This window comes from Aminobacter sp. J44, from assembly GCF_007829415.1.
Taxonomy (GTDB): Bacteria; Pseudomonadota; Alphaproteobacteria; order Rhizobiales; family Rhizobiaceae; genus Aerobium.
Map to the genome: position 1 here is coordinate 20,685 of NZ_VLJG01000009.1, position 18,016 is coordinate 38,700.

Consider the following 18,016-nt stretch of genomic DNA (forward strand, 5'->3'; position numbering starts at 1 on the left):
CGTTATGCCGCTGTGCGGCGTATGCATTGCTCCCTATTTCGTCCTGCTCGACAGCGCGAAGGTGAACACGAGCGCCACGACGAGCACCGCGCCCTTGACGAAATCCTGCGTGTAGTAGGGGGCGTTCATCATGGTCAGCCCCTGCAGGAGAACGCCCACGAAGAGCGCGCCGATGGCGGTGCCGAAGGCGTTCGGCTTGGCGGCTCCCAGTACCGCAAAGCCGATCAGAGCGGCGGCAACCGCGTCGAGGAGCAGATTGTTACCTGAGGCGATGTCGCCGCGTCCAAGTCGCGCAGCGAGCAGAATTCCGCCGATCGAGGCGAAAATTCCAGATATGACGTAGGCCCAGATCTTGTATGCCTTGACGGGTGCGCCGGCGAGTTCGGCTGCCTTCTCGTTGGAGCCGACGGCGTACATCATTCTCCCGAAGCGGGTGAATTCGAGGAAGAACCAGATCAGCACGGCCAGTACGAGCAGTACCATCACTGACACCGGCACGAGGTTCGGCAGGAAGAAGTCGAAGCGGTGACGGCCAAGCGACAGGAACGCTTCGCTGAAGGTGCCGGTAGCCGTCGAGCCGTCCGGCAGGGTCATGCCGGCCGCGATCGAGCGGCCTTCGGTGGGGATGCGCTGCAGGCCGACCAGCAGGAACATCATGCCGAGCGTCGCCAGCAGGTCCGGGACGCGCATGTAGACGATGATGATGCCGTTGATGAGGCCGACGATGGCGCCGATGGCAAGGCAGAACAGCACCGCGACAAACGCGCTCTGCTCCATCACCACCATCGCATAGGCCGCCGCCATCATCGCACTGGTCGCGACCGAGCCGATGGACAGGTCAAAGCCGCCGACGACCAGCGTGGCCGTGACGCCCAGTGCCAGGATTCCGGTAATCGCCACGGACTGGAAGATGAAGACGGCGCTCTGCGGTGAGGCAAAGCCGGGCGCGGCAACCGCGAAGAAAATGATGAGCCCTGCAAGCAGCGCAAGGAAGCCGTAGCGGATGACGATGTTTGCCATCAGGCGGCACCTCTTCTGTCGTCTTTGTCTTCGCCGGCGACCTGCGCCAGCAGTCTGTCCATGTCCAGGTTGGCGTTCCGATGCTCGCCGACGATGGTGTGCTCCGACATCACGAGGATGCGGTCGGCCGTCTCGAGCGCTTCGTCGAGCTCAGTAAGGAACAGGAGCGTCGCGCGGCCCGGCGCGCTGGCGCGCAGCTTTGCGGCAATGTCACGCCGCGCCGCGATGTCGACACCCTGAAAGGGCTCGTCAAGGATCAGCAACTGAGAGGGCTGCGACAGCCACCGGCCGACCATCACCTTCTGCTGGTTGCCGCCCGAGAGCGTCTGCATCCGGTCGCGCTCGTTGCGGCAGACGATGCCGAGGCTCTGGATCTGCTCGCGCGCGATCGCCCGTTCGGCACGGGTGCGCAGGATACTTCCCAACGACAGCCGGGGCAGGAACGGCAGGCTCATGTTCTTGTAGAGATTGAAGTCCGCGACAATGCCGCTCTCGGCGCGATCCTTGGCGACGAGGAAGACGCCGGCTGCGATGGCATCCGCAGACGTGCGCGGCGCATAGTCTTGTCGGGCTAGCCGCATCGTTCCGCCGAGCGGCCGGCGCACGCCGAACAGCGTCTCGGCGAGCTTCGTCTTACCGACGCCCACGAGACCGGTGATGGCGACGACCTCGCCGTCACCCAAGGTGAGCGAAAAGGGGCGGGCGGACGGCGCAATGCGCAGATCGTTCGCCTCGAACACTTTGCGAGTCGCATCCGCGACGGTCACTGCCGCATGACCCATCTGGCGGCCCAGCATCGCGTTGACCGCGCCCTCATAGTCGAGCGGCTTTTCCTCGAACACGCCGGTGATGACGCCGTCGCGGAGTGCTACGATCCGGTCGGCGACGCGGCGAATGTCCGACATGCGGTGCGAGATATAGAGAATGGCGACGCCGTGGGCGCGCAAGCGGTCGATGACCGAGAACAGCCGGTTCGCCTCCGCGCTCGACAGCGACGAAGTGGGCTCATCAAGCACCATCACCTTGGGCTCATGCGCCATGGCGCGTGCGATCGCGACCATCTGCCGGTCGGCGAGCGAAAGATCCGAAATGCTTGCCCCGAGGTCCACCTGGAGCCCGAGCCGGTCGGCAACTGCCCGCGCCTCTCGACGCACCCGGCGCGGGTTGAAGATCAGCGGCGCGCTCTTGCCGCTGAGCCGGTCCATGGTGAGGTTCGTGGCCACGTCGAGCGTCGCAACGACGCCGTCATTGATGTTCTGGTGGACGGTGACCACGCCCGCCCGGATCGCCTCGGCAGGCGAAGCCGGTTCATAAGGCTGTCCCGCCAGCTCCATCACGCCGCCGCCGCGAGGATAGACCCCGCTCATGATCTTGACGAGAGTGGACTTGCCGGCGCCGTTCGCGCCCATCAGCACGGTAACGGTTCCCGTATGCAGTTCAAGATTGACGTCGTTCAGCACCCGGATGGGTCCGAACGACTTCTCCAGCCCTGCAATACGGAACATGGCATCCATGCCGCCATTCCTCCCCTGGACACGACGCTACGGCACGTTGTCGGCAAATGTCAACATGATTGACAATTGCCAGACCGCTCACTAGCGTTTTCGACATTGGAGGCGGCCGCATTCATCTCGCGGCCGGGTGCGGGTGCGACGGGAGGAGTTGCATGGACGCCAAATCTTTTGAGGCGTTAACGGTCGAAAGTTTGCCGGCACGGCTTGGTGGGCTGGAGGAGCTGCGGAGTCGGCTTGGCGCGGAGCCTTCGGCCTGGCGCGTGCGCGAGGTCGGCGACGGGAACCTCAATCTCGTCTTCATTGTCGAGACCGACAAGGGCGGCGTCATCGTCAAGCAGGCATTACCCTATGTACGCCTTGTCGGCGAAAGCTGGCCGCTGCCGCTGAAGCGGTCCTTCTTCGAATACCACGCGCTGACGCGCCAGCAGGCGCGGGCGCCTAGGCAGGTGCCGGAAGTCTACCACTTCGACGAGGCGCAGGCGCTCGTCGTCATGGAGTACCTGACGCCGCACGTAATCCTGCGCCGAGCGCTGATCGAGGGCCGGCAGCTGCCGAGCATCGCCGACGACCTCGGTCTGTTCATGGCGCGCACGCTGTTTCGCGGCTCCGACCTTTCGATGTCGACGCGCCAGCGCAAGGCCGACCTTGCCCTTTTCGCCGACAATGTCGAGCTGTGCGACATTACCGAAAACCTGGTCTTTTCGGATCCCTATTTCGAGGCCGAGCTGAACGCGCATACCAAGCCGCAGCTTGATCCGCTCGTTGCGGAGCTGCGCGCCGACCGCGACCTGAAGGTCACTGCACAGCGCATGAAGCACCTGTTTACCGCCAAGGCCGAAACGCTGGTGCACGGCGACCTGCACACCGGCTCGATCATGGTGACCGACAGCGACACGCGCGTCATCGATCCGGAATTCGCCTTCTACGGGCCGATCGCCTTCGACGTCGGCATGCTATTCGCCAATTTCTGGATGTCCTACTTCTCGCAGGAAGGACACGAGGAGGGGGGCAGCCGCGAGCCGATGCGGGCCTATCTCCTCGACGTTCTGGAACGCTGCTGGAGCGTTTTCCGCACCGAGTTCTCGCGGCTGTGGCGAGAGGAGCGCAATGGTATCCTCTACCAGCGAACGTTATTTGAAGACCAGGGTGATGCGCTTGGCGCCGAACAGGCGCTTGATGAGCTCTTGCACGAGATCTGGGTCGACTTGCTCGGCTTTGCGGGTATCGAGATCCATCGCCGCATTCTCGGCCTCGCGCACAATGCCGACTTCGAGACCATTAGCGACCAGGACCTCAAGGCGCGCTGCGAGGCAAAGGCGCTGAAGTTCGGTCGCCACATCGCCGTCAACCGCGACCGGATCCACTCCATGAGCGAGGCAAATGCGCTGGCGGCACGACTTTGCAAGGGAGCGGTAACGTGAGGGTTGGCGACAGGCACTATCGCACGATCTGGCTGGCCGAGGACGGTCGCTCAGTCGACATCATCGACCAGCGCTGGCTGCCGCACGAGTTCCGCATCGCCAACCTTTCCAGTGTCGAGGATGTTGCGGTCGCCATTCGCGAAATGTGGGTGCGCGGAGCGCCGCTGATCGGCGTCACCGCCGCCTACGGCGTTGCCATCGCCATGCGCGACGACCCGTCGGATGCCAGGCTCGAATCTGTCTGGGACCAGTTGCACGAAACCCGCCCGACCGCGATCAACCTGCGCTGGGCGCTCGACGAGATGACGCGTGTGCTGAAGCCGCTGCCGTCGGAGGAACGCGCAGAGGCCGCATTCGCCCGCGCGGCGGAAATCGCCGACGAGGACGTCGAACTTAACCGTGCCATCGGCAGTCACGGTCTCACCCTGATCCGGCAGATCGCCGCATCAAAGAAGCCCGGCGAGCGCGTCAACATCCTCACCCACTGCAATGCCGGCTGGCTGGCAACGGTGGATTGGGGCACGGCGACGGCGCCGATCTACATGGCTGTCGAGGAGGGAATTCCGGTCCACGTCTATGTCGACGAGACCCGTCCGCGCAACCAGGGCGCGCAGCTGACCGCGTGGGAGATGGCTGGTCACGGCGTGCCGCACACGCTGGTGGTCGACAATGCCGGCGGCCACCTGATGCAGCATGGCGAAGTCGACATGGTGATCGTCGGTACCGATCGCACCACCGCCAATGGCGACGTCTGCAACAAGATCGGCACCTACCTGAAGGCGCTTGCTGCCCGCGACAACGGGGTGCCGTTCTACGTCGCCTTGCCGTCACCGACCATCGACTGGACCGTGAAGGACGGGGTCAAGGAAATTCCGATCGAGGAGCGCTCCGGCGACGAGGTTTCGCTGGTGTGGGGCCGCACTGCTTCGGGCGAGGTTGTGCAGGTCCGCATTTCACCCGCCGCCACCGGTGCGGCCAATCCGGCGTTCGACGTCACGCCCGCCCGGCTCGTCACCGGCCTCATAACCGAACGCGGCGTTGCCCCGGCCTCGGCCGATGGTCTTCGCGCGCTCTTCCCTGACGAGCCCAGATAATAGCTTCCAGTCCGTCCACAAGACGGACTAAGCCCGCTGCTGATGCAGCAACGCACTGACGCATCATGCGTGGAACAAACTGCCAGCCTGACCGTTGCGGCTCAGGATCCGGCGTTGAGGCTGCGTGAGGGATGTCTTCAAGAACAGTTATATGGCTGGTTGCGATCGCGGTTATCGCCATCGCGATCGTCTTCCTGACGAGCGGGCGCGATGCGTCCGACCGTCCCGGCACGCCTTCGCCTCACGCTATCGACCAGGACCAGTAACCTGTCATTGCTCGCCTGCGTGAGCGGTGGCCCCTGCAGCGGGAGACGACATGACGCTCACCATCACTGCCATCGTGCTCGCCCTGTTCGGAATCGCACTTGCAGGCGGCGGCCTGTGGCTGGTGGTCCTGGGAGGCAGTTTCTTCTACCTGATCGCCGGGCTGGTGATGCTGGTGACGGCGGCGCTGCTCTTTCGTCGCTCGCTTGCTGCGCTGTGGCTTTATGCCGTCTTCGTCGTTGCTGCGCTCGCCTGGGCGATCTGGGAGGTCCGCTTCGACTGGTGGCAGCTTGGGCCGCGCGGCGGCATCATCATTCTGATGGGCATCTGGCTGCTGACGCCATGGGTGCGCTGGCGGCTACTTCCTGCGAGCGGGCAGCCGACGGCCGGTTTCGCGCTCGGCGCGGTGGTTCTCGTCGCGATCGCCGTAGCCGTCTATTCGATGTTCCAGGATCCGCATGATATCGCGGGCAACCTTCCTGAAGAGCGGCTCGCGGGGGCGCGCATCGGGGAGGTGCCCGACGGAGAATGGCACCAATACGGGCGGACCGCGCTTGGCCAGCGCTTCTCGCCGCTAGACCAGATCAACACCGAAAACGTTTCGACGCTTCAGGTCGCCTGGCAGTACCAGACCGGAGATGTGAAGCTGCCGGACGATGTTGGCGAGACGACCTACCAGGTCACCCCCCTCAAGGTGGGCAATACCCTCTACCTGTGCACGCCGCACAACTGGGCGATCGCACTTGACGCCACTACCGGCGAAGAAAAGTGGAAGTTTGACCCCAATGCCGGGATGAACCCCGACCGGCAGCACCAGACCTGTCGTGGCGTCACCTTCTGGGCCGACCCCGCGACCGGCGCCGACACGCCCTGTGGCCAGCGCGTCTACCTGCCGACCTCGGACGCACGCCTTATCGCGTTGGACGCTGCCACCGGCGAGGTCTGCACCAGCTTTGCCGACAACGGCGAGCTGCACCTCGAACAGGGCATGCAGTACAACCCCGCGGGCTACTACTATTCGACCTCGCCCCCGGTCATCAGTGCCGGCAGGATCATCATCGGCGGGGCCGTCAATGATAACTATTCGACACAGTCGCAGTCCGGCGTCATCCGCGCCTTTGACGTGCGTACCGGACGCCTGATCTGGAACTGGGATTCCGGCAACCCGGACGATACCGCGCCTATCGGGGAGGGCGAGTTCTACACCACAAACTCTCCCAACAGCTGGTCGGTGTTCAGCTACGATCCTGATCTCGGCCTCGTCTACATACCGCTCGGCAATCAGGTGCCGGACCAGCTTGGCATGGGCCGCAGCGAGCATGTCGAGAAATATTCGTCTTCGATCGTCGCGCTCGACATAGAGACGGGACAGGTGCGCTGGGTGCGCCAGACGGTGCACCATGACCTGTGGGATATGGATGTGCCGGCGCAGCCGGTGCTGATCGACTTGACGCTGCCTTCTGGCACGGTACCTGCGCTGATCGGTCCCACCAAGCAGGGCGACATCTACGTGCTCGACCGCCGCACCGGCGAGCCGGTCATCCCCGTTCGTGAAGTGCCGGCGCCCACCGGCGCAATCCCGGAGGATTTTACCTCACCTACGCAGCCGGTCTCGGACCTGTCACTGGAACCCCCGCCGCTCGAGGAGCGCGACATGTGGGGCATCACGCTGTTCGACCAGCTGGCCTGCCGCATCCAGTTCCATCGCTACCGGTATGAGGGGCGCTACACGCCGCCCTCGCTAGAAGGCACGATCGTCTATCCGGGAAATTTCGGCGTCTTCAACTGGGGCAGCGTCGCGGTCGATCCTGAGCGGCAGATCATGTTCGGCATGCCGACTTATCTCGCCTTCACCTCGCGGCTTGTACCGCGTGATCAAATTCCGTCGAAGGGCGAGGACGAGAAGGCGAGCGAGCAGGGGCTCAACCGCAATGAAGGCGCGCCCTATGGTGTGTTCATGGGGCCGTTCCTCGGGCCCCTTGGCATTCCCTGCCAGACCCCGCCTTGGGGCTACGTGGTTGGCGTGGACCTGCGTACCGGCGAGATCGCCTATAAGCATCGCAACGGCACCGTCTACGACATGACGCCGCTGCCGCTTCCCTTCAAGCTCGGTGTCCCGGGTATCGGCGGGCCGATGATTACGCGCGGTGGCGTGGTTTTCCTCGGAGCCGCGGTCGACAATTATCTGCGCGCCTATAACGTCACCACTGGCGAACAGTTGTGGGAAGCCCGCCTGCCCGCCGGTGGGCAAGCGACGCCGATGAGCTACACCGGCGAGGATGGCAAGCAGTATGTCCTGATCGTTGCCGGCGGCCACGGCTCCATCGGCACGAAGGCTGGTGACTACGTCATCGCCTATCGGCTGCCGTAGTGTTAGCTCGCTAGTGCCGCCTGGTAGGCCGCAGTCAGGTGGCTGCGGGGCTGTCCTTCATTATCTCCTGCCACGCTTCGTAGGCGGCGAGAACGGTCTCGCACTGCGCAGTGTGGCCGGCGACGAAGAGGTCGTCGTAGATCGTCTCGTCAGGATACTCGGTGATCAGCGTCACGGGGGCGCTGTTGCGCTCATCCAGCGAGACGAGGCAGGGGAAGCCGTTGATCATCTCGAAACCGGTCTCCCCGGCGTGGGTTTCGAACAGGGCGATCTGCTGCGCGTTCATTTCGAGCAGGCCTGGGATTCTGGCAAGGTGCTGTGTCACCGCCTCGGTCAGCGAACGTGCAGGCTCGTCCCAGCCCTTGTGATAGCGCACGATGAGGAAGAAGCCCTTGGGCACCGTCCACATCGCGAAGTTGCGCGGTACGTAGCCGGAAAGCGGCCGCGTCCACTCGTGCGAGGGGTAGCCGTGCAGGTTGACGTGCAGCCGCGCGCCGCTCATGGCCTGCGCTTCAAGGCGGATCGCCTTCTCGAACAGAAACGGGCCTGCGTTCTCGGCGCTACGGTACTCCAGGTCGTCGCCGAGCGCGGTGTAGCGGGCGGCGTGCGACATGTGGCGGGGATTGTCCTGGCGCAGGCGCTGGTGCAGGGCATAGCCGTCGGGGTTTTCGCTCGGAGCGAGGGTGAAGTGCGCACCGGGGCGCTTCGCGAGAAACTTCGAGGCCCTCAGGGCACCTACGACGCCAGTCGTCTCGTTGGCGTGCTGGCCGCCGCTGATCATGACGGGGATGTCGCTGCCGACCACATAGGTCGCCTTCACCTGCCGGCCGGAGCGGGCGGTGGCGGCGAAACTCTTTCCGCCGATGGCGGTAAGCTCGGATGCGATCTGCTCGGCCGAAAGCGGCGCCGTCGCCGTGTCGAGCGGCTGGTCAGGTGAGGGGATGAAGCCGGTCGTGAACGAGCGGGTCTCGATGCGGAGGGCGACCTCGGAGCCCTGGACGACTTCCGGCACGATCTGGCCGGGGCGCAGGGTGCGGGCGGTGAAGGCGCGGCCGGTCTTGCGGGTGAAGAATTCGATGCCGGAGAAGTAGAGGTCCTCGTGCAGTGCCTCGCGCAGACTGACGACTTCGTCGCCCACGTGGAGAGCTTCGTCCTCGGCGGGGAATTCGACGCGGATGTTCAGTTCCTCGAAGAACGGCTCCTTGTCGCCCCAATCTCGAGCGGCGATAGCACCCATCGCCGCGTCGTAGACTTCCTCGAAGTCGGTCACCAGCCGCTCGCCCTTGGCGTCGCCCGCGCGACGGATCCAGCCTGTCGGGGAGACGGCCGACTCGCCCGCAGCATCGTCATGGACGCGGTTTGGTGCGAAGACTTGCAGTTCGCGGCTCCCGCCGTTGGCACCCGTCAGGCGGACGTCATAGTGGAACGCGCCGTCATTGCGCGCGACGAAACTGATTGCGCGCTCACCGACCATCGCCGCCAGCGGGTAGCACTCGAGCCGGAAGCGGTTCTGCGGTGCTGCCTCGTGCACTGGATAGCGGATCTCGATCGCGGCAATGCCGGCGAGGTCAATCTCCTCGAGGAAGGCATAGAGCAGCGGCTTGTAGGCCGAGCGAATTCGCGCCTTCACGCCCTTTTTCGCAAGCGCTTCTTCTGCCGCCTTGCGGCTCTTGCGGTCATCGAAAACCCAAGCTTCGAATTCGTCACCCGGTTTTGCTTCGGCGATGATGCGGTTGAGGGTGCGTTCGAACTTGCGTTCAGTCAGCAGGAAGGTGCTCATGGTCTGGAACTGCGTCCACTCGGATCAAGGGTGTCTCGGAGCCAGTCACCCAGGAGGTTCAGGCCGAGGACGGTAAGAAGGATGGCAAGGCCCGGGAAAACGCTCACCCACCAGGCGGTCTGCAGGTAGGTGCGGCCGTCGGCCAGCATGCCGCCCCAGCTCGGGGTGGTCGGGTCGATGCCGAGGCCGAGGAAGGTCAGGCTGCTTTCGAGCAGGATGTTGTTGGCGACGTTGAGAGTCATCAGCACGATCACCGGGCCAAGCAGGTTCGGCAACAGGTGCTGGAAGATGATGCGGAAGTTGCTGACGCCGATCGCCTTTGCGGAAAGGATGAACTCGCGCTCGCGCAGCGACAGCACCTGGCCGCGCACGAGGCGCGCATACTTCACCCACTCGGAGATGATAAGCAGGAAGATGGTGTTGGTGAGGCTCGGGCCCACGATGGCGACGAAGGTCATCGCGAGCAGGATGAAGGGCATCGCCAGCTGAATGTCCGCAAAGCGCATCAGCAGCATGTCCCAGAAGCCGCGATAATAGCCGGCAACGAGGCCGAGGACGGTACCGAGAATGACGGCGCCGATCACCGATACGACGCCGACCAGTAGCGAGACCTTGCCACCGGCAAGCACGCGCGCCAGCACGTCCCGGCCGAGCGGATCGGTACCGAAGGGGTGCGCGAGGCTCGTGAACGGCGGCGTCAGGCGGGCGGCGAGGTCTACCTTGGCGGCTCCGCCCGGAAACAGGACGTCGGAGAACAGCACGCCCAGGACGATCAGTGCGGTCAGCACCGCGCCGAGGATGAATTCGAGATTGTTGAAGCGGGCTCGACGGGCCGTGGCTGTGGCCATGGGGTGCTACTCCAACCGGATGCGCGGATCGACAAGGCCGTAGGCGATGTCGACGATGAGGTTGACGCCGACGATCAGCAACGCCAGCACGGTGATGACTGCCTGCAGCACCGGATAGTCGCGAGCGTTGACGGCGTCGAAGGCGAGCGTGCCCAGACCCGGCCAGCTGAATACCTTCTCGATGACGACGAGGCCGCCGAGCATGCCGCCGAACTGCAAACCGAAGTAGGTGATGAGCGGAATGGCGCAGTTGCGCAGCGCGTGCTTGTAGAGAACGCGGCGCTCGCTGAGGCCCTTGGCCCGCGCGACCATGACGTATTGCGACTGCAGCGTCTCCAGCATGGCCGTGCGCACGAGGCGCACGTTGGTGGCTGTGAGGATCACGCCCATGGTCAGCGTCGGCATGATGTAGCTCTCGAAGCCGACCATGCCGCTCGGCGGCAGCAGGCCGAGGAAGATAGAGAACAGCAGCACCAGCATGGTGGCGAGCCAGAAGTTCGGGAATGAGACACCGACCAGCGAGAAGATGCGAATGATCTGGTCCGCTGCCTTCCCCTTCGAAACGGCTGCCCAGATTCCGAGCGGGATCGACATGACGATCGAGATCAGCATCGAGACGAAGGCGAGCTTCAGGGTCGACGGGGCTGCGGCGGCGATCAGGTTGGAAACCGGGGCGCCGCTGGCGAAGCTGCGGCCGAGGTCCAGTGTGAGGAGGCCATGCAGGAAGGCGAGATACTGCTGGTAGAAGGGCTTGTCGGTGCCGAGCGCCGCCCGGACGCGTTCCAGGTCGGCTTCCGACACGGAGCCGCCGCCGCCAGCAAACATCATCACCGCCGGATCGCCGGTCAGACGTACGGCGTACGACACGAACAGCGTGATGACGATAACGACGAAGACGGCCTGCAGTATTCGCTTGAGCAGATAGCGTGCCACGGTCTCAACCTCGGGTGAGAGGAGCGCCGCTGAGAAGCGGCGCTCCGATTGACGTTACTCGACGGTGATTTCGTTGAGCTTCAGACGGTTGTCCGGAGCTGCCTGGAAACCCCTCACGCGCTTGGCGACGCCATAGATCGCGTTGGTGTTGTAGAGCGGCAGCTCGAGCGCGTTCTCCGCGACGTACTTGCCGATCTCCTGCAGCATCTTCTCGCGCTGGGCGCGATCGGTCACCGGGCGCTGCTCCTCGAGCATGCGGTCGAGCTCGGCGTCGTTGCCGTACGGGTTCCACTTCTCGCCGGTGTGGTACATGGCGTAGGCGGTGTTGTCGTAGTCGAACGTCCAGCCGCCCCACTTCTGCTGGAACATCGCGCCGGTCTTGCCCTGCGGGATGATGTCCGAAATGAGCGTGCTGGTTTCGTACGGCTTGATCGTCGCGTTGAGGCCAATCGCCTGCAGGTAGCTGACGATGACCTGTGCGACCTCGTTCATCGAGGCGTCGTTGCTGCGGATGTCGATCTGCAGCTCGGTGCCCTCGGCAACGCCGGCTTCCGCGAGCAGCTTCTTGGCGCCTTCCGGATCATACGGCAGGCCCTTCAGTTCGGGATCGTAGCCGAACGACAGTGCGCTCTGGAAGCTGACGATCTCGGAAGCCTGGCCAGCAAGGATCGCTTCGACGATCGAGGCGCGGTCGACGGCCATGATGATCGCCTTGCGCACGCGCACGTCGGCGGTGATGCCGTCGCGGGTGTTGAAGCGCAGCGCGTCAACGGTCGGTCCAGGAACGCTGACGACCTCAAGTTTCGAGTCGCCTTCGATGACCGGGATCATCGCGATCGGAATGGTCGGCGGGACGACGATGTCGACGCGGCCGGCCTGAAGCTCGGCAACAGCGGTCGAAGGCTCGGAGATGAAGCGGTATTCAAGCTCGGAAATCTTCGGTGCACCACCCCAGTAGTCCGGGTTTGCCTCGAGCTTGATGCTGACCTTCGGATCGTAGGAGACGAACTTGAACGGGCCCGTACCGACCGGGTTCAGGTTGAACTCCTCGCCGTTCTCCTGGACGTATTTCGGCGGAACGATCATCGCGCCATAGCCGGCGAGCTTGGTGAGCAGCACCGGATCCGGGGCGTTCAGCTTGAAGTCGACAGTGAACGGATCGATGATCTCGACGCTCTCGATCGAGGTGTAGTTCGAACGCTGCGGGCCCTTGCCGCCTTCTTCGCCAAGCAGGCGGTCGAAGGTGAACTTGACCGCTTCGGCGTCGAACTCTTCGCCGTTGTGGAACTTGACGCCCTGGCGCAGCTTGAAGCGAATGCGCTTGCCGTCGTCCAGCTCTTCCCACGACTCGGCGAGGCCCGGGACGATCTGCATGTCCGGACCGCGGTAGGTCAGGCCGTCGTAGATGTTGGTGGCAACGGCCGCCCAGGCGACCAGGAAGGTGTCGATCGGGTCCCAGCTGCCGGCATCCTGCGGCACGGACACAGTCACCTTGCCCTCGGCATGCGCCGGCATCGCAGCAAACGACACGCTGCCCAGTGCAAGCGCTGTCAGGCCCGCCAGGATTCCCCTTCTGATGATCTTCATGTGTTCACTCCTCTATGAGCTGTTAATCGGGCACTCGCGCCACGAAATGGCCAGGGGCGATCTCGTCGTGAGCAAGAATGGCGGGTTCGTCGCCGACGGCGCGGACGGGGTTCGGGATCTCGCCGTCGATCCGGATCGCTGCGCGCTCGTGCGCGGGGTCGGCAATCGGAACGGCTGACAGAAGGCGCCGGGTGTACGGGTGGGACGGGTTCTCGAAGATCTGCTGGCGGCTGCCCATCTCCATGATCTGGCCGAGATAAAGAACCGCCACGCGGTGGCTCATCTGCTCGACGACGGCGAGGTCGTGGCTGATGAACAGATAGGCAAGGCCAAGATCCGCCTGCAAATCCATGAAAAGGTTGATGATCTGGGCCTGGATCGACACGTCCAGCGCTGACAGCGCCTCGTCGGCGATGATCAGCTTCGGGTTCGATGCGAGCGCACGTGCAATGCAGATGCGCTGGCGCTGGCCACCCGAAAACTCGTGCGGATAGCGCGAGGCCACGGACGACGACAGGCCGACGCGCTCAAGCAGTTCGTGGACGCGCTTCGTCACTTCCTTACCGCCGGTGAGGAGCCTGTGCGTGTTGATCGGCTCGGCGATCGAGAAACCAACTGTTTTGCGAGGGTCGAGCGAGGCGAACGGGTCCTGGAAGATGTACTGCACTTCCTGGCGCATCTTGAAGAGTTCCGCCGCCGTCATGTCGGCAAAGCGCTTGCCGCGGAAGCGGATGGTGCCCGACTGCGCCTTCTGCAACTGCTGGATGGTGCGGCCGATGGTGGACTTGCCGGAGCCGGACTCACCCACCAGCGCCAGCGTCTCTCCCGGATAGACGTTGAAGCTGACCTTCGACACCGCGCTCAGCCGGTGCGTGACCTTGCCGAGGAAGGTCTTTTTGATATCGAAGCGCACCATCATGTCCTCAACGGACAGGAGAGGGGCATCTCGGCGCACAGTGTCCTGCACACGTTCCTCGCCCACGATCTTCGGCTGACCGTCCTCGAGGACGGTGAGCGGGCGCCGCTTCGGCAGGGTCTCGCCCTTCATGCTGCCGAGGCGGGGKRCCGCCGACAGCAGCGTGCGCGTGTAGGGATGCTGCGGGTCGGCGAAGATCTCGCGGACCGGGCCTTCCTCAACCTTTTTGCCCTTCCACATCACCACGACATGGTCCGCCATCTCGGCGACGACGCCCATGTCATGTGTGATGAAGATCATGCCCATGCCGAGCTCGCTCTTGAGATCGCGCATGATGTTGAGGATCTGCGCCTGGATCGTCACGTCGAGCGCCGTGGTCGGCTCGTCGGCGATCAGCAGCTTCGGCCGGCATGCAAGTGCCATCGCGATCATCGCGCGCTGCCGCATGCCGCCCGAGAGCTGGTGCGGATAGCGGTTCATCAGGTTCGCCGCGTCGGGCAGGCGCACCATTTCCAGCAACTCGCGCACCTTCGCGCGTGCTGCCGAGCGGGAGATATTCTCGTGCAGCAGGATAGCTTCGCTGATCTGGTCGCCGACGGTGAAGACCGGATTGAGCGAGGTCATCGGCTCCTGGAAGATCATCGCGATCTCGTTGCCGCGGATCGAGCGCATTTCGCGCTGCGAGGCCTTCGCAAGGTCGCGGCCCTCGAACAGGATCTTGCCGCTCTCGAAATGGGCTCCAAGATTGTCGGTGAGTCGCATGATCGACAGCGAGGTCATAGACTTGCCCGAGCCGGACTCGCCGACGACGGCGACGGTCTGCCCGGCTTCGACGGTGAAGCTGAGGTTCTCGACCACGCGCGACTGGCCAAAGGCGACGGTCAGGTTCTCGATCGACAGAAGCGGCGTCGAAGTCGTCATGATGGTGTCGCCTCCTGGGTGCTGTCTGGAACGATGCGGCCGAGCTCTTCGCCGGCACTGACCGGGCTGCCGGCGGTAACCGAGGCTGTAAAGGTGCCATTGCTGCCGGCGAGGATCTGGGTCTCCATCTTCATGGCCTCCATCACCCCGAGCACGTCGTTCTCGCGCACGGTCGCGCCGTCCTGAACGCGCCATGCAAGGAGTGTCCCGGACATGGGCGCCAGCACGCAGCCCGGATCTTCACTCGCCGTCTCTCGGTTCTCCTCGGCGTCGTCGGCTGCGCCGGCTCCGAACACCGTCCAATAGGCCCGCGGTACATCGACGTCGACCATCCTGCCTTCAATCTCGACCCTGGCGCGCCGGGTCTGCTGCGATCGTGCAGGCTTGGCGCGGGCGTGGGGTTCGAGCTTAGCGGCGAAATCGGTCTCGATCCATCGGGTGTGGACACGGAATACGGGGCCGGTGAAGTCGGCCTCTTCGAGCACCTGCCGGTGGAAGGGCAGCACGGTCGGAATGCCCTCGATGTTGAACTCGGCGAGCGCCCGCCGCGCACGCGCAATCGCCTGCTCACGGGTGGCGCCGGTTACGATGAGCTTGGCAGTGAGCGAGTCGAAAGTGCTCGGCACAACGGAGCCTGCCTCGACGCCGCTGTCTAGACGGATGCCGGGGCCCGTCGGCGGTTCGAACCGCCTGATCTCGCCGAAGGCAGGCAGGAAGCCACGGCCCGCATCCTCGGCGTTGATGCGGAACTCGATGGCGTGGCCGCGCGGGGCAGGGCTTTCGCTGATCGACAGCGGCAGTCGATCGGCAATACGTAGCTGCTCGACGACGAGGTCGATGCCGGCGGTTTCCTCCGTCACCGGATGTTCGACCTGCAGGCGGGTGTTCACTTCGAGGAAGGAGAGGACGCCCGAGGCGCTCAGCAGATACTCGACGGTTGCCGCGCCGGTATAGCCAACTTCGCGGCAGATCGCGGCTGCGGACTGGTGGATCGCAGCGCGCTGCTCATCTGTGATGAACGGCGCGGGGGCTTCCTCGACCAGCTTCTGGTTGCGGCGCTGCAGCGAGCAGTCGCGTGTGCCGACCACGACCACGTTGCCGTGCGTGTCGGCTATGATCTGCGCCTCGATGTGGCGCGGGCGGTCGAGATACTGCTCGATGAAGCACTCGCCGCGGCCAAATGCGACCAGAGCCTCGCGCCGGGCGGATTCGAAGAGCTCCTCCACCTCAGCAAGGTCGTGGGCGATCTTCAGGCCACGCCCGCCGCCGCCATGCGCTGCCTTGATCGCAACGGGGACGCCGATCTCGCGGGCAAAGGCGAGTGCCTCAGCGGCACTGTCGATCGCGTTTTCGCTGCCACGGGCAAGCGGCGCGCCGATCTTCGCGGCAATGCGCCGAGCTTCGAGCTTGTCGCCGAGCGCGCGGATGACATCTGCCGACGGGCCGATCCAGGTCAGGCCCGCATTGACGACCGCCTCTGAAAATTCCGCCCGCTCCGACAGAAAGCCATAGCCGGGATGGACGGCATCCGCCCCGCTGCGCTTCGCAATCTCGATCAGCTTGTCGATGTTGAGATAGGTGTCCTTTGGCGTCGAGCCGCCCAGCGCAAAGGCTTCGTCGGCGTGACGCACGAACAGGGCGTTGACGTCCTCGTCCGCATAGACGGCGACCGACTTCACCCCGTAGTCGCGGCAGGCGCGCACGATGCGCAGGGCAATCTCGCCGCGGTTTGCGATCAGAACCTTCTTCATGGTCTGCCGCCCTTTCTCGTGGTCTCGACGGCGTTGAAGCGGATGCGCGCTCCCGCCGGAATCTGGCTGGCGTAGCTGAGCTGCTCTTCGCGCAGCGTGGCGATGACGGGGTATCCACCGGTCACCGGATGGTCGGTGAGGAACAGCACCGGCTGACCATTGGCGGGTACCTGAATGGCGCCCGAAAGCGTAGCTTCGCTCGGCAGTTCGTCGCGTATCTTGCGTTCCAGCGGCTCGCCGGTAAGGCGCATGCCGACGCGGTTGCTCTGCTGGCCGACCGTCCATTCCTGTGTGAGGAACAGCTTGACTGCCTCGTCCGCGAACCAGTCGCTGCGCGGGCCGAGATAGACGTCGAGCTCTACAGTTTCGCCGGTAGCCGGCATCGCAAAGGGCGGCGCGGCCGATGGCTGCACGGCAATCTTAGTGTCCGTCTCGCGGACGAACACCTTGTCGCCCGCTTGCAACGGGGTGGGGCCCAGCTGCGCAAGCGTGTCGGTCGAGCAGCTACCCAGAACCGGCTCGACGTCGAAGCCACCACGGATGGCAAGATAGGAACGAACGCCCCGGCGCGGCGCCTCGATGGTAACTGTGTCCCCGTCGTTCAGAGCAAGCGGGGTCCAGTTTGCAAGCCTCAGGGCGTCACCGTCGACGTCGCGGACGAGGATGCCCTCGGCAGCGCCAGTGACCGCGGCAACGAGGTAGCCTTTCACGCGGAAGGTGAATGGAGCGGGCGGAATCTCCAGGGCCGCGGCATCGCGATCATTTCCGACAATGCGATTGGCTGCGATCAGGGAGCTGCGGTCGGATGCGCCCGATAGGCTGATGCCCTGCGGTGCCAGGCCGGGACGCCCAAGATCCTGCGCCATCACCGGGAGAGGCGAGCTCACCACCTCGATCCATTGCGATGACGCGGGAGCCGTGGTCGCCTTCTGCACTGGCTGGGCAGGCCTTTTCGCGTAAAAATTCTCCACGCGGCGGAAGCGGACGCTCATGCCGGGGCGTAGCAGCGCAGCCGGTTCGCGGTTGATGTCGAACATGGCAGTATCGGTACGGCCGATCAGCTGCCAGCCGCCGGGGCTGGCCTTGGGGTAGACGCCCGTGAACTCACCTGCGAGCGCCACGGATCCTTGCGGCACGACCGTGCGCGGCGACGAGCGGCGCGGGACGCGCAACGTGGAATCCTTGCTGGCGAGATAGGCAAAGCCCGGCGCGAAACCGGTGAAGGCGACCGAAAAGAGCGTCTCGGTGTGCCGGCGGATCACCTCATCGACGCTGCATCGGAGGATTTCGGCGACGTCGCCCAAGTCTTCGCCGTCATAGACGACCGGAATTTCGACAACAGTGCCAGGCGCACCGGAGGGCGCTGCGCGGCTGCGCGCAAGGATCTCTCGGAGCAGCTGATCCGGGTTGGTTTCGTGCGGGTCATGACGCACGAGAAGGGTCCGCGCGCCCGGAACCAGCTCCTTGATCTCGTCGATCGGCBGCTCCGCCAAGCCCATGCTCGCCGCCATCACCTCGTCGAGCGTGTCGAACTCGATAAGGAACGCGCCCGGCCGCACCGGACGAATTCTCGCAGGTGATGATGACGACGTTTCA

13 protein-coding genes are annotated in these 18,016 nt (G+C 64.5%); 4 read left to right on the forward strand and 9 right to left on the reverse strand.

Features of this window, described 5'->3' with window-relative positions:
- Window positions 1-33: 33 nt before the first annotated feature.
- Window positions 34-1,020 carry an ABC transporter permease gene (locus L610_RS04850; RefSeq protein WP_144702950.1) on the reverse strand — a complete coding sequence of 329 codons (987 nt, stop codon included), beginning with the start codon at window positions 1,018-1,020 and terminating at the stop codon, window positions 34-36.
- Window positions 1,020-2,534, reverse strand: a complete 1,515-nt coding sequence (locus L610_RS04855; protein ID WP_024848259.1) for a sugar ABC transporter ATP-binding protein — start codon at window positions 2,532-2,534, stop codon at window positions 1,020-1,022. The genes L610_RS04850 and L610_RS04855 overlap by 1 nt, the downstream gene beginning before the upstream one ends.
- A gap of 152 nt (window positions 2,535-2,686) precedes the next feature.
- Here L610_RS04855 and mtnK point away from each other — a divergent pair, with 152 nt between their 5' ends.
- The 4 genes from mtnK (at window position 2,687) to L610_RS04870 (ending at window position 7,684) form a co-directional block, all read left to right on the forward strand.
- A complete protein-coding gene (gene mtnK / locus L610_RS04860; protein WP_024848260.1) occupies window positions 2,687-3,955 on the forward strand; it encodes an S-methyl-5-thioribose kinase in 1,269 nt (422 codons plus the stop codon).
- Window positions 3,952-5,049: an S-methyl-5-thioribose-1-phosphate isomerase gene (gene mtnA, locus L610_RS04865; protein WP_024848261.1), complete on the forward strand. Its 1,098-nt coding sequence runs from the start codon at window positions 3,952-3,954 to the stop codon at window positions 5,047-5,049. Before mtnK ends, mtnA begins: the two co-directional genes overlap by 4 nt.
- Before the next feature lie 131 nt (window positions 5,050-5,180).
- Complete coding sequence (locus L610_RS20710; protein ID WP_256366536.1) at window positions 5,181-5,315, forward strand: hypothetical protein; 135 nt, start codon at window positions 5,181-5,183, stop codon at window positions 5,313-5,315.
- Between the two features lie 50 nt (window positions 5,316-5,365).
- Complete coding sequence (locus L610_RS04870) at window positions 5,366-7,684, forward strand: glucose/quinate/shikimate family membrane-bound PQQ-dependent dehydrogenase (protein WP_024848262.1); 2,319 nt, start codon at window positions 5,366-5,368, stop codon at window positions 7,682-7,684.
- 34 nt (window positions 7,685-7,718) lie between these two features.
- On the opposite strand, the gene L610_RS04875 is transcribed toward L610_RS04870, so the two are convergent.
- From L610_RS04875 to L610_RS04905, 7 genes are read right to left on the reverse strand one after another with little or no spacing between them, the layout of a single operon-like run.
- Window positions 7,719-9,464 (reverse strand): peptidase M14, encoded by a 1,746-nt coding sequence (locus L610_RS04875; protein ID WP_024848263.1) that lies wholly within the window; start codon window positions 9,462-9,464, stop codon window positions 7,719-7,721.
- Window positions 9,461-10,312: an ABC transporter permease gene (locus tag L610_RS04880; protein ID WP_024848264.1), complete on the reverse strand. Its 852-nt coding sequence runs from the start codon at window positions 10,310-10,312 to the stop codon at window positions 9,461-9,463. Before L610_RS04880 ends, L610_RS04875 begins: the two co-directional genes overlap by 4 nt.
- A 6-nt stretch (window positions 10,313-10,318) precedes the next feature.
- Window positions 10,319-11,245: an ABC transporter permease gene (locus L610_RS04885; RefSeq protein WP_024848265.1), complete on the reverse strand. Its 927-nt coding sequence runs from the start codon at window positions 11,243-11,245 to the stop codon at window positions 10,319-10,321.
- Between the two features lie 54 nt (window positions 11,246-11,299).
- Window positions 11,300-12,832, reverse strand: coding sequence for an ABC transporter substrate-binding protein (locus L610_RS04890; RefSeq protein WP_144702953.1), 1,533 nt, complete (start codon window positions 12,830-12,832; stop codon window positions 11,300-11,302).
- A 22-nt stretch (window positions 12,833-12,854) separates the two neighbouring features.
- Window positions 12,855-14,669, reverse strand: a complete 1,815-nt coding sequence (locus L610_RS04895; protein WP_144702956.1) for an ABC transporter ATP-binding protein — start codon at window positions 14,667-14,669, stop codon at window positions 12,855-12,857.
- Window positions 14,666-16,420: a biotin carboxylase N-terminal domain-containing protein gene (locus tag L610_RS04900; protein ID WP_144702959.1), complete on the reverse strand. Its 1,755-nt coding sequence runs from the start codon at window positions 16,418-16,420 to the stop codon at window positions 14,666-14,668. The genes L610_RS04895 and L610_RS04900 overlap by 4 nt, the downstream gene beginning before the upstream one ends.
- Complete coding sequence (locus tag L610_RS04905; RefSeq protein WP_246658919.1) at window positions 16,417-17,979, reverse strand: 5-oxoprolinase/urea amidolyase family protein; 1,563 nt, start codon at window positions 17,977-17,979, stop codon at window positions 16,417-16,419. The genes L610_RS04900 and L610_RS04905 overlap by 4 nt, the downstream gene beginning before the upstream one ends.
- Window positions 17,980-18,016: the final 37 nt, after the last annotated feature.

Excerpts from the sequence above, each read along its gene's own strand:
- L610_RS04850 (WP_144702950.1), bottom strand. The coding sequence starts at position 1,020 with ATGGCAAACATCGTCATCCGCTACGGCTTCCTTGCGCTGCTTGCAGGG.
- L610_RS04855 (WP_024848259.1), bottom strand. The coding sequence starts at position 2,534 with ATGGATGCCATGTTCCGTATTGCAGGGCTGGAGAAGTCGTTCGGACCC.
- mtnK (WP_024848260.1), top strand. The coding sequence starts at position 2,687 with ATGGACGCCAAATCTTTTGAGGCGTTAACGGTCGAAAGTTTGCCGGCA.
- L610_RS20710 (WP_256366536.1), top strand. The coding sequence starts at position 5,181 with ATGTCTTCAAGAACAGTTATATGGCTGGTTGCGATCGCGGTTATCGCC.
- L610_RS04870 (WP_024848262.1), top strand. The coding sequence starts at position 5,366 with ATGACGCTCACCATCACTGCCATCGTGCTCGCCCTGTTCGGAATCGCA.
- L610_RS04875 (WP_024848263.1), bottom strand. The coding sequence starts at position 9,464 with ATGAGCACCTTCCTGCTGACTGAACGCAAGTTCGAACGCACCCTCAAC.
- L610_RS04880 (WP_024848264.1), bottom strand. The coding sequence starts at position 10,312 with ATGGCCACAGCCACGGCCCGTCGAGCCCGCTTCAACAATCTCGAATTC.
- L610_RS04890 (WP_144702953.1), bottom strand. The coding sequence starts at position 12,832 with ATGAAGATCATCAGAAGGGGAATCCTGGCGGGCCTGACAGCGCTTGCA.
- L610_RS04900 (WP_144702959.1), bottom strand. The coding sequence starts at position 16,420 with ATGAAGAAGGTTCTGATCGCAAACCGCGGCGAGATTGCCCTGCGCATC.